The organism is Streptomyces sp. NPDC048604 (assembly GCF_043199435.1).
In the GTDB taxonomy this organism is placed as follows: Bacteria; Actinomycetota; Actinomycetes; order Streptomycetales; family Streptomycetaceae; genus Streptomyces.
Genome location: NZ_JBICVX010000006.1, coordinates 14392 through 28442 on the forward strand (window position 1 = coordinate 14392; position 14051 = coordinate 28442).

9 protein-coding genes and 3 tRNA genes are annotated in these 14051 nt (G+C 74.6%); 8 read left to right on the forward strand and 4 right to left on the reverse strand.

Going from position 1 to position 14051, the window contains the following annotated elements; all coding sequences use genetic code 11:
• Positions 1–7: 7 nt before the first annotated feature.
• The 5 genes from ACGFMM_RS14150 (at position 8) to ACGFMM_RS14170 (ending at position 3281) form a co-directional block, all read left to right on the forward strand.
• Positions 8–475 carry an RrF2 family transcriptional regulator gene (locus tag ACGFMM_RS14150; RefSeq protein ID WP_393646351.1) on the forward strand — a complete coding sequence of 156 codons (468 nt, stop codon included), beginning with the start codon at positions 8–10 and terminating at the stop codon, positions 473–475.
• 36 nt (positions 476–511) lie between these two features.
• Positions 512–583, forward strand: a tRNA-Ala gene (locus ACGFMM_RS14155).
• A 6-nt stretch (positions 584–589) separates the two neighbouring features.
• Positions 590–662 (forward strand) — tRNA-Ser (locus ACGFMM_RS14160).
• Positions 663–699: 37 nt separating this feature from the next.
• Positions 700–2037 carry an SDR family NAD(P)-dependent oxidoreductase gene (locus ACGFMM_RS14165; protein WP_393646353.1) on the forward strand — a complete coding sequence of 446 codons (1338 nt, stop codon included), beginning with the start codon at positions 700–702 and terminating at the stop codon, positions 2035–2037.
• Positions 2031–3281 carry a ribonuclease inhibitor gene (locus tag ACGFMM_RS14170; RefSeq protein ID WP_393646355.1) on the forward strand — a complete coding sequence of 417 codons (1251 nt, stop codon included), beginning with the start codon at positions 2031–2033 and terminating at the stop codon, positions 3279–3281. The genes ACGFMM_RS14165 and ACGFMM_RS14170 overlap by 7 nt, the downstream gene beginning before the upstream one ends.
• 43 nt (positions 3282–3324) lie before the next feature.
• On the opposite strand, the gene ACGFMM_RS14175 is transcribed toward ACGFMM_RS14170, so the two are convergent.
• The 3 genes from ACGFMM_RS14175 to ACGFMM_RS14185 all read right to left on the reverse strand — a co-directional run bounded on the left by ACGFMM_RS14175 (position 3325) and on the right by ACGFMM_RS14185 (position 8618).
• The gene (locus ACGFMM_RS14175) at positions 3325–5250 is read right to left on the reverse strand and encodes a glycoside hydrolase family 5 protein (RefSeq protein ID WP_393646357.1); all 1926 of its coding nucleotides are present in this window, start codon (positions 5248–5250) and stop codon (positions 3325–3327) included.
• A gap of 114 nt (positions 5251–5364) precedes the next feature.
• Positions 5365–7218 carry an AAA family ATPase gene (locus tag ACGFMM_RS14180; RefSeq protein WP_393646359.1) on the reverse strand — a complete coding sequence of 618 codons (1854 nt, stop codon included), beginning with the start codon at positions 7216–7218 and terminating at the stop codon, positions 5365–5367.
• Positions 7215–8618, reverse strand: a complete 1404-nt coding sequence (locus tag ACGFMM_RS14185) for a hypothetical protein (RefSeq protein WP_393646361.1) — start codon at positions 8616–8618, stop codon at positions 7215–7217. Before ACGFMM_RS14185 ends, ACGFMM_RS14180 begins: the two co-directional genes overlap by 4 nt.
• Positions 8619–8721: 103 nt before the next feature.
• On the opposite strand from ACGFMM_RS14185, the gene ACGFMM_RS14190 reads away from it, so the two are divergent.
• Positions 8722–8797, forward strand: a tRNA-Trp gene (locus ACGFMM_RS14190).
• Positions 8798–8849: 52 nt separating this feature from the next.
• Here the strand turns inward: ACGFMM_RS14190 and ACGFMM_RS14195 are convergent.
• Positions 8850–9689: a hypothetical protein gene (locus tag ACGFMM_RS14195; RefSeq protein ID WP_393646363.1), complete on the reverse strand. Its 840-nt coding sequence runs from the start codon at positions 9687–9689 to the stop codon at positions 8850–8852.
• Between the two features lie 113 nt (positions 9690–9802).
• On the opposite strand from ACGFMM_RS14195, the gene ACGFMM_RS14200 reads away from it, so the two are divergent.
• Both ACGFMM_RS14200 and ACGFMM_RS14205 read left to right on the forward strand, forming a co-directional pair.
• Positions 9803–13177, forward strand: a complete 3375-nt coding sequence (locus ACGFMM_RS14200; RefSeq protein WP_393646365.1) for a hypothetical protein — start codon at positions 9803–9805, stop codon at positions 13175–13177.
• 102 nt (positions 13178–13279) lie between these two features.
• Entirely contained in the window at positions 13280–14050 is a 771-nt protein-coding gene (locus tag ACGFMM_RS14205) for an amino acid ABC transporter ATP-binding protein (protein WP_393646366.1), read from the forward strand.
• Position 14051: the final 1 nt, after the last annotated feature.

Below are 14051 nucleotides of genomic sequence, written 5' to 3' on the forward strand. Positions count from 1 at the left end.
TGAGTCGGTGAGGATCTCAGCGCGCACGGACTACGCGGTACGGGCCATGGCGGAGCTCGCGCTGTCCCCCGAACGGCCCCGCAAGGCGGAGGACGTCGCCGGCGCCCAGGACATCCCGGTGCGCTTCCTCTTCGTCGTCCTCAGCGAGCTGCGCCAGGCCCGGCTGGTCCGCAGCGAACGCGGCCCCGACGGCGGCTACCTGCTGGCCCGCCCGCCCGCCGAGATCACCCTGGCCGACATCATCCGCGCCATGGACGGCCCTCTGGTCAGCGTGCGCGACCTCAAGCTGACCGGGCTCGAGTACGAGGGCGCCGCCGCGCCGCTCCCCGACGTCTGGCGTGCCGTGCGCACCAGCCTGCGCGATGTCCTGGAGGGCACCACCCTGGCCGACCTGGCCTCGGGGGAGCTGCCCGCACTTGTGCGGGAGCGGGCCCGGGCGTACACCGACGACCCCCGCACCTACCCGCCGCGCTGAGCGGGTCCGAGCCGACGATATGATCTCCGGCACTGTCCGGACGTCGCGCAGAGGCAGGCGCTCCGACTCCGCAAGTCGGCTACGTCGGTTCGAATCCGACCGTCCGGGCAGCCCGGTCCCGTAGCGCAGAGGCAGTCGCACCCTCCTGCTCGGAGGGGACACGCCGGTTCGATTCCGGCCGGGACCACGGGGACGGGACGGCAGCGGGGCGGGCGGGGCGGGACATGGAGCACATCAGCGACGAGGAACTCGCCGCCTTCGACCGTACGGTCGCCAGGCTGCGTGCCCTCCCGGTCGACGACCCGGTCCGGCTCCGTGCCGAGCAGGTCGCCTCCTCCTTCACCCGCGACGGCCGGACCCGCCGCCGCAAGTCCCGCACCGACGCCCGCGCCGACGCCGACGCGGCGGTGATGGCGGCCACCGCGACCGGCGCGGTCGCCCGGCGCGAGGACGCGCCGCTGACGCCCAGGCACGGCGGAGAGGGCGGCGTCTACCAGCGGCCCCGGCGCTGCTACGTCTGCAAGTCGTTCTATCGACAGGCCGACGTCTTCTACCATCTGCTCTGCCCGGAGTGCGCCGCCGACAACACCGCCCGCCGCGCGCTGAGCACCGACCTCACCGGCCGCCGCGCCCTGCTCACCGGCGGCCGGGTCAAGATCGGCTACCAGCTGGCGCTGATGATGCTCCGCGACGGCGTGGAACTCCTCGTCACCTCCCGCTTCCCGCACGACACCCTGCGCCGGTTCCGCGCCGAGCCCGGCAGCGCGGCCTGGCTCGACCGGCTCACCGTCGTCGCCGTCGACCTGCGCGACCCGCGCCAGGTCCTCGGGCTGTGCGAGCGGCTCCGCGAGGAGGGGCAGCCGCTGGACATCCTCGTCAACAACGCCGCCCAGACGGTGCGCCGGCCGCCCGAGTCGTACGCGCTGCTCGCCGCCGGCGAGACCGGCGCGCTCCCGCCGGGCGTGTGGCACGCCCCCGGGTACGAGCCGCTGCGCGCCCTGGAGGCGCCGGCCGCCGGCGCGGCGCTGGCACTCGTCCTGGACCAGGCCGACGAGGCGGGCCTGCTGCCCGACCACGCACCGGTCAACTCCTGGTCGGCGAGGCTGGGCGCGCTGGATCCGGCCGAGCTCCTGGAGACCCAGCTCGTCAACGCGCTCGCGCCCGCCCTGCTGGTCGACCGGCTGCTGCCGCTGCTGCTGGCCTCGCCCCGGCCCCACCGGTACGTCGTCAACGTCACCGCGGTCGAGGGCCGGTTCGCGGCCCGCCGCAAGACGTCCGGCCACCCGCACACCAACATGGCCAAGGCGGCCCTCAACATGCTCACCCGCACCAGCGGGCCGGAACTCGCCGAACAGGGCGTCCACATGTGCGCCGTCGACACCGGCTGGATCACCGACGAGAACCCCCTGCCGAAGAAGAACCGCATCGCCGAAGCCGGCTTCCGCACCCCGCTGGACATCGTGGACGGCGCGGCGCGCGTGTACGACCCGATCGTGCGCGGCGAGGCGGGCGCACCCGTCTCGGGCGTGTTCCTCAAGGACTACCGGGAGGCGGCATGGTGAGCGGGCCGGAGCAGCGGGGCGGGGACGCGGCACCCGACGGCACCGCACCGGACCTTCCCTTCGCCGGCGTGCCCGAGGTGCTGCCGCGGTCCGTGGCCGAACTCGGGCCGCTGCTCGACTGGCTGCGCGGCGGGGCCGCCGCGGACCGGCGGCTCGACTTCGCGGCCGGGACGGCGATGCCCGACGGGCGGCTCGACCTGTGCAAGCAGGCCCTCGGCCCCGAGGGCGCCGCGCTGATCGCCGAGGCCCTCGGCGACAGCGCAGGACCGCCTCGCGTACGGCATCTGCTGCTCGGCACCGACGGGCTCGGCGACGACGGCGCGGCCGGGGTCGCCGAACGGACCGCGGGCGCGGGGGTCGAGACCCTCTATCTCGGCTGTAACGGAATAACCGCGGGCGGCGCCTGCCGGATCGCCGACAGCCTGCGCGCCTCCGAGCACGTCGTCGGCGGCGTATGGCTCAAGCGCAACCCGCTCGGCCCGGCCGGCGGCCGGGCCGCCGCCGACCTCGTCGCCGCCGCGTCCGGGCTGCGCACCCTGGACCTCGTGCAGACCGGCCTCGACCCGGCCGGGCTCGCCGTACTCGCCGAAGCGCTGCTCGCGGCCGCCGCCGACGGCCGCCGCATCGAGCGGCTGTTCGTCGGCGGCAACGCGCTCGGCCGCACCGGGGCCGCCCCGCTGGCCGCGCTGCTCGCCACCGGTGCGGTCGGCGAACTGTACGTCTCCGCCGCACGGCTGGGCGACGAAGGGGCGCTGCTGCTCGCCGCGGCGCTGGAGCGCGCCCCGTACGGCCGGACCGCGCGGCTGTCCGTCGCCAGCAACGGCATCGGCCCCGAGGCCGCCGTCCGGCTGGTCGCGGCCGCGGCCGGCGCGGGCGTCGAACTGCTCGACTTCGGCCGGGTCCGCGCCGCGGGCACCCTCGGCGCGGCCGACAACCGCCTCGACCTGGGCGCCGCGAAGGCGATCGCCGAGACGCTGGCCGGCCGCGAGCACCGGCTCGGCCATCTCGTCCTCGCCCACACGGGCCTGCGCAGCCGCGAGGCGCACACGTTCCTCGACGCCGCGCCCAGGGCCGTCAGCCCGACCCGGTACGTGCTCGGCAAGGGCATCGCGACCAGCGTCCGCCGCCGCCTCGAGACGTACTGCGCGGAGCTGCCGCTGCCGGCGGTCGCCGCGGACGTCCTCGCCGTCCGCAGCGTCCACCGCACCGCGCCGCCGTCCGTCGACGAGCCGGACGCGGACTGACCCGGGCCCGACCGGGGCCCGACCCGGGTCAGGACCGGGCCCGCTACAGGGTCCGGCAGAGCAGGGCCGCGGGCTTGTTGCCCCTGGCCCAGGCGCCGGAGTGGGCGACGCCGGCGGCGTACTCGCCGCTGCCGCACTGGCCCTTGTAGGCGCCGCGGGCGAACTCGCCGCCGGGGGCGTCGGCCGGGCGGTTGTCGCCGCGGTCGAACCAGAGGGTGCGGCCGCTCTTCGGCAGGGCACGGCCGGCCCCGGCGCACAGCACCGCGGACAGGGCCCGGCCGCGGACGCTGTAGCCGACCATGAACTGGTCGGCGGGACACTGGTACTTGGTGTAGCCGCCGGCCCAGTCGCCGTCGGTGACGTACCGCTCGTCGGTGACGACAGTGAGCGCCCCGCCGGGCGCGGCGAGCCCGCGTGCGCCGGTGTCCGTGCACAGGCCGCGTCCGCTGTCGTGGGAGAGGCCGACCAGCCGCTGACCGTCGGGGCAGGCCGCCTTCCGGGCGCCGTTGTCCCAGTCGCCCTTCGCGCGCACGCGCAGGGACTGGACGAAGTCCGTGTGGTCCGTGGTCAGCTGGTCCCAGGTGTCGGCGACGGGCACCGCGCCGGTCCGGCCGGGGGCGTCGACGAGCCGGCGCCAGTGCGGGGCGCGCCAGTCGTCGCCGTCGAGGACTCCGGAGCGGTTGCCCCGGTCGTCGTAGTCGAGCAGCTTCCACCGTCCGTGGCCGGTGAAGCCGACGGCCGGCCAGTAGGCGAAGTCGGCGTCGTGCTCGATCAGGTAGTCGACGAAGTTCGCGAACCAGGTGCGGCCCTGGGGGTTGGTCTCGTCGGCGCCGATGCCGAACTCGCTGATCCAGACCGGGGCGGTGTAGTGGCGCCGGGTGTCGTCGGCGACGAAGAGGGCCTGGCGGGTAAGGGTCCGGAACAGCTCCTCGCGGGACAGTTCCTGGTAGCGCGGGTCGTGGGTCTCGCCGGTGCCGGTCGCGCCGGTGTGGTTCGGTCCGGTGTAGCCGTAGAAGTGGGCCGAGTAGACCAGCTTGTCGGAGGCGACGAGGGTGTGGGAGAGCTCGCGGGCCGGTTCGAGGGTGGGCCGCCCGTGCGGGGTCAGATCGGTGGGGATGCCCTGCCAGTTGATGCCCTCGACGATCACCAGCAGATCGGGGTTGGCCTCGGTGAGCAGCCGGTCGCCGAGGCGCTGTGTGGCGGCCCACCAGTCGTGGTCGTTGCCCCAGCCCCAGTTGGCGTCGTCCATGACGGTGCGGCGGACCTCGTTGTACAGATCGGCGCCGACGACGCGCTTGTTGTCCTTGTAGCGCTTGGCGAGGAAGAGCCAGTCGGACTCCCACTGCGCGGTGGACTGGCTGGTGTTCCAGCGCTCGTTGCCGTCGAGGCCGCAGCACCAACGGGAGGTGTTGGTGTGGTTGTTGAGGATGACCGCGAGGCCCTCCGCGGTGGTCGCCGCGATCACCGCGTCGAAGATCTGGAGGGGCGTCCTGCCCTTGAAGGCGGGGTTGGCGGCGACGGCGGCGTCCGGCACGGGCCGCTGGTCGTGCAGCATCTCGTTGGAGAAGGGCAGCCGGATGCTGTTGGCGCCGAGCCGGTGGAAGTCGGCGAGGATGCTCGCGAGCGGGGCCCGGTCCAGGCCCAGGGGCACCTGGTCGGACTTCTCGGCGTCGTGGTGGCTCGCCGGGTCGTTCACATCGCCGGAGCCGTTGTAGGAGCCCTGGGCGCCGTGCCAGTTCACGGACTTGAGCTTGAAGCGCTCGTCGTCGGCGTCCACGACATAGCGGCCGCGGGTGCTCAGAGGCGGCCGCCAGCTCTCGGCGAGCAGGGTGCCGGCGGACGAGGGCGCGGACGCGACGGCGGACGCGGACGCGGTCGAGCGGGCCGGTTCGGCGGTGGCGGGGGCCCCGGCGGCCCCGGTGGCCAGGAGGGTCGCGGCGAGCGCGACTCCCGGCAGCGATTTCTTCATGACGGCCTTCGGGTGGGTGAGGGGTGGGAGCCGTGCCGCAGCATGTTTGCGTGAACACCACGTGGCTGACAAGACTCGCGTACCGACAAGTAACCCCTCTGTGCCGTCCGTTCGTCAGCGGTTCATCGTCGTGAACACCTCGATCCAGAACCGCTGTTGCTGCTCGGAGGCCCCGACCAGGTACGTCGAGCGCAGCTTCGGCGGCAGCAGGGCCACGAGCCGGGCGACGGCCCTGCGGTGCTTCTTCAGCTGGGACAGCTCTGCGTTGGCGATGATCTGGTGCACCGTGTCGCTGTCGTCGCCGCCCTCCGCCGACTCCTCGGCGGCGCGGCGCAGCCGGGCCTCCCAGGCGTCGACCTGACGGGCGAGCTCCCGCAGTCCGGTCACCGGCCGGTCGTTGAGCCGGTCGATCAGCGCGGTGAGCGGCACCGGCGCGTACTCGCCGTCGCCCAGGTACACCGTGCCGATCTCCAGCGGCAGCCCCCGCTGGTGCAGCTTGATCATCCGCTCGATGGTGCGCTTGGTGATCCAGGCGCGGCCCTCCTCGTCGATGTCGTGCTTCCACCACTCGAGCACCGTCTCGGCGACCGGCCCGTACTTCTGGATCAGCCACTCGTTCGCCGGGATGTCCTCGGGCTCCACGGTCAGCGAGGCCGTGAACCGTGTCGCCTGGGCGATGTTGTTCCGCGACACCAGCAGCTTGCGGCCCAGGTGGTACGGCGGGTTCTGTACGGCGATCTGGGCCCGCAGCCCCTCGATCCTCCGGCCCGCGAGCGACCACTCCTGGGTGATTTCCATGAGCTTGGCGAACGCCGCCTTGTCCTTGGGCCGGTTGTACTCGTCCCAGACGATCGCCTTCGGCTCCGTACCGGTGAACGCGGCCGCGAGCAGGTTGTCCAGGGAGCCGTCCGGCGTCGGGATCGGCGCGCAGAGGTCCTCCACGTTGGTCACCGGCATGGAGAAGTACAGCGGCTCCCGGCCGTCCAGGCCCTCCCGCACGGTCTGCCGGACCAGCTCCGTCTTTCCGCAGCCGGGCGGGCCCTGCAGCAGGACCGTCCAGCGGTTGCGCAGTGCCGCGCGCACCACCTGGCGGACCGGGTCGGGGATCGTCGACGGGTTCGGCACGCCGAGGGCCTGGGCGATCCGGTCGAGGATCTCCTGGGTGCGGTTCTGCCCCGGCCGCCCGTCGGGGCGCGGCTCGGTCAGCTTCAGCCGCTCGCCGTTGACCAGCGGCAGGCCCCAGCGCAGCGGGAAGCCCTCCTGCGCGTTGGCCAGGATGTGGTCCAGGGTGCGCGGCGAGAGCAGTTCGCGCACCACGGGGCTCACCGAGGCCCACACCTGGAAGACGCCGGAGAGGTCCTGACGCCGGTACTTCGCCGCCAGTTTGAACCGCCAGGCGGTGTCGTTGGCGGTCATCCGGACGGTGACCATCCGGTCGAGGATCGCGAGGTCGCTGCGCCGGGCCGCCGTCTCCGCCAGCGACTCGTTGTCGGTGAGGAACACGCCGATGCAGCCGAGGGCCCGCAGGTCGTGGTCGCCGAGCGTCCAGTTGCAGGCGATCTGCATCAGCTGCGACTGGATGGACTCGCCGGCCTGCAGCGAGTCGTCGATCAGCAGCACGAACGGCCGCCCCGGCCTGAGCTGGCTCATCACCAGCTGGCGCAGCACCAGTTCACCGGTGGCCGCGTCCCGCACCGGCGCGTTGGCGAGCAGGTCGTCCGGGGTCAGGTTGGCCGCCGGCACGAAGACCAGCTCGGCGTCCGGGTACGCCTCGGCGATGTGCGAGAAGAACGTCGCGGTCTTGCCGATGCCGTGCTCGCCGAAGACCTGCCCGGTCTGGCCCATGTCGATCATCGCGTCGATGAAGGACTCCAGGCGCGACACCCCGGTCCAGCCCTTGGGCGGCTCCGGATAGGTGGCGTTGGGACGCCAGGCGGCGGTGCGCGGCGGCGCGGGGGTGGCGGTCATCTCGATCCTGTCGTGACGCGATGGCAGGCCATCGGGGGAGTGTGCGAGTCGGGCCAGTCGTTTCCGCCCTCGGTGATCAGCCAGATCCATTTGTCGGGCTCGGCGGGGGTGATGGTCGGGGCATAGCCGTCGGTGAGCATGATCACGGCGTCCGGTGTCAGGTCGAACGGCCGCCCGGCGATCGTCGACCGGCCCTCCACGTAGTCCGCCACGGCCTGGAAGCTCGTGCCCCCGCCGCCGTAGACCCGCTCGCCGGGCGCGAACGGCATCACGATCGCGTCGAAGGAGAGCCAGTGGGCCTCCACCCCGTCGATCCCGCCGACCAGTTCGGTCAGCCAGTCGACCACGTGGTCCGGCATGGAACCGGACGTGTCGTACGCGACGACCAGGACCTTGTCCCGCACCGGGCCGCGCCGCGACAGCATCGGGTCGTGCCCGAGCGCCGCGAGCAGCGCGCCCCGCTTCTTCGGGTACACCAGCCGCTCGCCCTCGCGCAGCTTCGACGCCACCACGTCCACCAGCCAGCGCTGCCACCAGTCGACCCGGCCGGTACGCGCCGTCCGCCCGCGCAGCAGGCCCGCGCCGAGCCGGCCCCACATCTTGGACAGCCGCTCGGTGGCCCCGTCCGTCCGGTCCATCAGCTCGCCGAGCTCCTGCTCGGCCACCCCGTGCCCGCGGCGGGCCGCGAGCAGCGTGTTGAGCAGCACCGAGGACGCCACGGTGTCCACCGTCTCCTGGTCGGCGGGCACCCCGCCCTCCGCCAGATGCACGCACACCGGCGCCGGCACCGGCGGATGCGCCATCCGCTTCAGCTCCGTGTACACCGACATGTCCGTGGCGACGAACTCCGTGTACTCCACCGGCGCCAGGCCGTGCGCCAGCAGGTCCGCCCGGTACTCCTCATGGATCCGCCGCGGGTCGATGCCGACCGGCCGGCCGTCCTGCAGCGGCAGCTCGGTGCGGCCGAGCCGGACCAGCGCCACATGGTTGATGGACACCTCGGCGGCCAGCGTGAACACCGGGTCGTCCCGCAGCTCCGGCTCCACGAACAGATGCCGGTGCACCAGGTGGCGCGCCTCGTGGAAGAGGACGAACGCGACCCCGTCCAGGCCGAGGGCGACGAAGAACTCCGGGTTGTACAGCAGCAGGCAGGTGCCGTCGCCGCTCGCCACCACGGCCGCGGTGTCGACCGCCGTCGTCGGTATTTGGTGGTGGCACTTGGCGTACAGCCAGGAGGCCACGGCCGAGCCGGACAGGCCGAAGTCGAGCAGCGCGGCCTCCTTAAGCCGCCGAGCCTCGGCCACCACGGCCTCGTCGGCGGGCCGGAAGCGCTCCAGCGCCCGGCGGTCCGCCAGATCGACGACATGGCGCGGCCGACCCCCGCGCTCCCGGTATGCCATGGTCCGTGCACCCCCCGTCGTTCGTGTTCCATTGGTACCAAGCGCCACCGACAACGGGCGAAGCTGTTTTCGCCGTGACGTTTCCCCTAAGATCTCCGGCAGGGCGGGGCCGTAGCGCAGAGGCAGACGCACCGGTCTCCAGAACTGGGACACGCTGGTTCGATTCCAGCCGCCCCGCCCGCCTTTCGTCCTGCGGCCGCCTCTCGTCCTCCGCCCGCCTGTCGGCCTCGCTCAGGCGATCGCGCCCGAGGTGACGATCAGTTCCGGCACCGTCCCGGTGAACGTCGGCAGCAGCTGGGCCAGTACGGCCCACGCCTCGACGTTGCCCCCCAGCGAACCGAGCACCAGCGGCCGCAGCAGCTCCTCCGCCTCCGGCATGCGCGTGGGGAACGCCCAGCGCCCGGTGTGCAGGACGGCCAGCACCGACCGGGCCGACCGCCACTCCCGCGCGTACACCGCCGGACTCGCCACGATGCCGCTGTTCCGCATCCGGTACGCGTACGACGGGTGGTCCGAGAACCGCTCCCGCAGCACACCCGGGCAGTCGGGCCGCAGCGCCAGCGCCCACCGGGCGAAGCCGGGCAGCGGGTCCGCGACGTCCGCCTCGATCACCGCCGTCCAGTCCGCGCGGCCCAACTGGGCGGCGGCCCGGCGGCCCTGCTGCATGGTGCCCACGGCGCGCAGCGCGGGCACCGCCTCGCCCGGGGCGAACCGCGTGACCCCCAACGGCATCGGCCGCCCCTGCAGCGCCCCGTGGAGCGGCAGGGTGCGCCCCCCGTCGGGCCCGAACGGCTCGCCCATCAGGACGGACATCTCCAGGGCGCCGGGCAGACGGGCGGAGAGCACGACGAGTTCGTTGAGCTCGGGATCGTCGGCCTCCAGCATCCACAGCCGGGCCGAGACCGGCAGCGCGGCCTCGCCGATCGCGGAGACGGCGGCCCAGCGGTCCGGCCGCTGCGCGGCGGCCGGGGCGGCGACGCCGATCCGCTCGCGCACCCGCTCGGCGTCGTCCGCGCCGGCCAGGGAGATCAGCAGGTCCAGTGCCCTGTCCGTGTCGCGGTGGTGTTGCATGACCCCTGCCCTCCCGTTGTTGCCCGGCCCGTGTCGCCCTTGGGCGTCCGCCCGATCATGCCAGGTTCGAAAACCGTTACGAGAACCCCGGGGTGACCAGGCACAATCCGCGCATGACCACTGGCTCCCGCGCGCGGACCGAGCGGCTGCTCGACGCCCTCGAACCCCTTCCGTACCACCGCCGCACCCGCGAACTCGCCGACCACGCCCGGGGCCTGGACCGCACCGGAGTCACGGAGCTGCTGCGGCAGCTGGACGCGCGCGGGGCGTACGAGCGCGGCCTCGCGACGGTCGTCGCCGCGGCCGCCGGCGACGGGGACTGGCTGGGCGAACGGCTCGCCGACCCCGACGCGTTCGTACGCGGGCACGTACTGCGCGTCGCGCGGCCGCCGGTCGTCCCGGACGAGGCGTACGCGACCGCCCTCGACGACGCGCCCGAAGCGATCCGCCGCGATCTGCTCACCGCCGTCGTCGCCCAGGGGCGCACCGCGCTCGCGGACCGGCTGGTCGACGCGCTCCGTGACGCCTGGGGCGACGCGGAGGCGGCCCGCCTGCTCCCCGGCTGCGGCCCGGACACCGTACGGCGGCTGCTGCCCGGGGTGTTCCACGCGGTCCCCGGCTGGACGGCGCTCGTCAAGCGCCACCCGCAGGCCGTCGCCGACGCCGCCGAACGGGAGCTCGCCGCGCTGCCGGCCGGGCTGCGGGACGACTGGTGGAAGCGGTACCTGCCCGCGCTCCTCGTCCTCGCCGAGGCGGCGCCGGAGCGCGTGACCGGGTTCCTCGCCGCGTACCCGCCCGGCTCCCGGCCCTGGCGGTTCGACCGGGTCGTCCGCACCCTCGCGCTCGGCGACCCGGCGGGCATGGCGCGGGTGCTCGTGCGCGACACCGGCGGGCTGGTCGGCACCGTCCTCCGCAGCGCCGAGGCTGCCCGCCGTCTCGCACGGACCGCGCCGCCGGAGCACGTGCTCGCGCTCGGCCGCACCCTGATCGACGGGCCGGGCGTCCTGGCCAAGCTGATCGCCGCCCATCTGCCGGCCCGCCGCACCGCGTTCCACGCGGCCGTGTTCGACGGCCGCACCGGGGCCAGGCGCCTCGCCCACACCGAGGTCCTGGCCGTCCTGCCCCGAGAGGCCGCCGCACGCGAGGCGCGCGCCGTCGTCGCGTATTGCGAGGACCGCACCGGCACCCGCCAACGGCGCCTGGAGGCCACGGCCTTCCTCCCCGTCGCGGAGGCCCGCGAGCCGCTGCTCGCCGCGACCCGCGAGCCGGTCATGGAGGAACGGGCCGAAGCCTGGCCCCTGTTGATCCGCAACGCGGCCCGCTCCGGCGACCCCGACGCCGTCACGACCGTCCTCGCCGACATGACCCGGCTGCGCAACGAACCCGACTCGGTCCGCCGGTCCGCCCTGACCGCCCTCGCCGCGCTGCCGCCACGCCTGCTCACCCCCGCCGCCGCCCCGGGCCTGGCCCGCGTCGCCGCCGACGCCACCGAGGCCCCGGACCTCTCCGCCGAGAGCCGCCGCGCGCTCGGCGACCTGGCCCGCAGCCTGCTGCGCGCGCATCCGGACGAACCCGCCCTGAGGGATGTCGCGCTGGACGTCCTCGTCCGGCTCTGCGGCATCAGCGGGCCCGCCGGGCTCGGCCACCTCGACCACGCCCTCCGCCCGGGGCAGGAGTCCCTGCTCCTCGACGCGCTGCGGCCGCTGGTCGAACCGGCCGCCGCCAAGGCCGACTTCGGGCCGGTCCTGGCTCTGACCCGCGCCCTCGGCGCCCGCGCCGCCGCCCTGCCGGAACTCCAGGAACTGCTGTGGCGCGCGATCCGCGAGGGCGACGGCGTCACCGCGAGCTCCGCCGCCGGGCTCTGGCTCGCACCGGCCGCCGAGCGCGACGCGCGGGTCGAGCGGCTGCTCGCCCACGATCCCTCGGCCGCCGTGCTGCCCGAGGTCCTCGACATCCTCCTGAGCCGCCGCACCGACCTGCTGGGACCGCTGCTCGGCGACGACCTGCCGTACGGCCGCTTCCTCGCCGCCGCCACCCGCTGGACCGTGCCCGTACGGCCCGAGGCCCGGCGCTGGACCGGCCGCCAGCAGCAGGCCGCGGTCCGCCGCTGGGAGAGCGTCGTCGCGGACACCTCGCTCCCGTCGTACGACCGGGCCGAGGGCCTGCGCCCGCTGGCCGGGCTCCCGGACGGCGCCGACGCCGTCCGCGCCCGCACCGAGGACCCCTCCGTGGTCCTCGCCGAGGCCGCGCTCGCCGCCCTCGCCCACACCGTCCGCCCCGGCGACGCCCTGGCCGCACTCCTCGGCCACGCGGGCGACGACCGGGCCCGCGTCGCCGTGTACGCGGCGGACCGCGCCTCCCGGCACGTACCGCCGTCCCGGCTGTCCGCCCTGCTGCGCCCCCTGCTCTCCCCCACGGGGACCAAGGTCACCAGCCGCAAGGAGGGCGTCCGCCTCGTCGCCGCCCGGCTTCCCCGGGCCGAGGCGGCGGACCTGGTCGCAGAGGCCTTCGAGCGGCCCGACCAGCACCGCGACGTCCGGACGGCCTGCGTGGCCGCCGCCGCCAGGCTCTTCGGCGAACCGCGCGCCCGGCGGCTGCTGACCGGGGCGGCCTCGGGCCACACCGCGCAGCGGCGCGCCGTACTGCGCGTCCGGCCGTCCGACCTTCCCGAGCCGTACCGGCCCGCGTACGCCCGGCTCGTCGAGGAGGTGTGCGCCACCGACGACGACGAGCTGGCGCACGACGCCTACCAGGCGCTCGCCGCATGGCTGCCGTGGTCGCCCGCGGCCGCGCAGACGCTGAAGGCGGGGGTGGTCGACCTCGGCGTCGAGGACGCCTGGTACGCCGCCGGGCAGGCCCTCGCCCGTGCAGCCGGCGCGGTGCCCGCGGCCCGGACCGCGTACGCCGAGACCCTGGACGTGCTGCTGGCGGCGGACGCCGCCGCCGTCGGCGGCCCCCGGGACGCCGGCGCCGAGACGGACCGGCCCGCCCTGCGGCGCATCGGCCTCCTGACGCGCCTGCTCTACGCGCCGGGCGGGGACCTCGCCGGGGTCCGCGCCGTGCAGTCCGAGACGGCCGGGCGGCTCGCCGGGTACGACGCCACCGCGGGCGAGGCCGCCCGGCTGTGGGCCGAGTCGCTGGACCTGAACGCCGGACCCGAGGAGCTGCACGCCGCGCTGGTCCGGCTGGCCCGGCTCCACGACGGTCGGCCCATGGCGCTCGCACGGTCCGCGAACGAGCTGGAGCGGCGGCTCGGCGGACGCCAGCTGGAGGGGGACGAGTCGTCACTGCTCGCCGTCGCCCGGCGACTCGCCGCGGGCGGCGGCCACGCGGAGGGCGTCCTGGCCGTCGTCCTCACCGCCGCCGGCGGCGAGCGTACCGACTGGGCCGAGCCGTGGCGCACCCTGCTGCGGGAGCTGCGCGCCCACGCCGAGCCCGAGGTCAGGGACGAGGCCCGGCAGCGCCGGACGGGGTCGGCGTACGGCTGACGGGCCCCGGCCGCGCACGACTGGCCGCCGGATCGCGGAGGGCGGAGCATGAACGTGAGAAGAACGCGGCAAGCGGGAAGACGGTGACCCCAGGAGGGTGCCATGTCCGACCCGGAGGCGACGCGCGCCGGTCTCGGCGACGCCCTGGTCGTGCTGAAGAACGTGGACAAGCACTTCGGCGCTCTCCACGTGCTCCAGAGCATCGACCTGACCATCGACCGCGGTGAGGTCGTCGTGGTCATCGGCCCGTCCGGCTCGGGCAAGTCCACGCTGTGCCGCGCCATCAACCGCCTGGAGACCATCGACTCCGGCCAGATCTTCGTCGACGGCAAGCCGCTGCCGGCCGAGGGCAAGGAGCTGGCCGCCCTCCGCGCCGACGTCGGCATGGTCTTCCAGTCCTTCAACCTGTTCGCGCACAAGACCGTGCTCGAGAACGTCACGCTCGGCCAGCTGCGGGTGCGCAAGAAGGACAAGAAGGCCGCCGAGTCCCGCGCCCGCACACTGCTCGACCGGGTCGGCGTCGCCTCGCAGGCGGACAAGTACCCGGCCCAGCTCTCCGGCGGTCAGCAGCAGCGCGTCGCGATCGCCCGGGCGCTGGCCATGGACCCCAAGGTGATGCTCTTCGACGAGCCGACCTCCGCCCTCGACCCCGAGATGATCAACGAGGTCCTGGAGGTCATGCAGCAGCTCGCCCACGAGGGCATGACCATGGTGGTCGTCACCCATGAGATGGGCTTCGCCCGCTCGGCCGCCAACCGCGTCGTCTTCATGGCCGACGGGCGGATCGTCGAGGAGACCTCCCCGGACGAGTTCTTCAGCAACCCGCGCAGCGAACGAGCCAAGGACTTCCTGTCGAAGATCCTGCACCACTGAT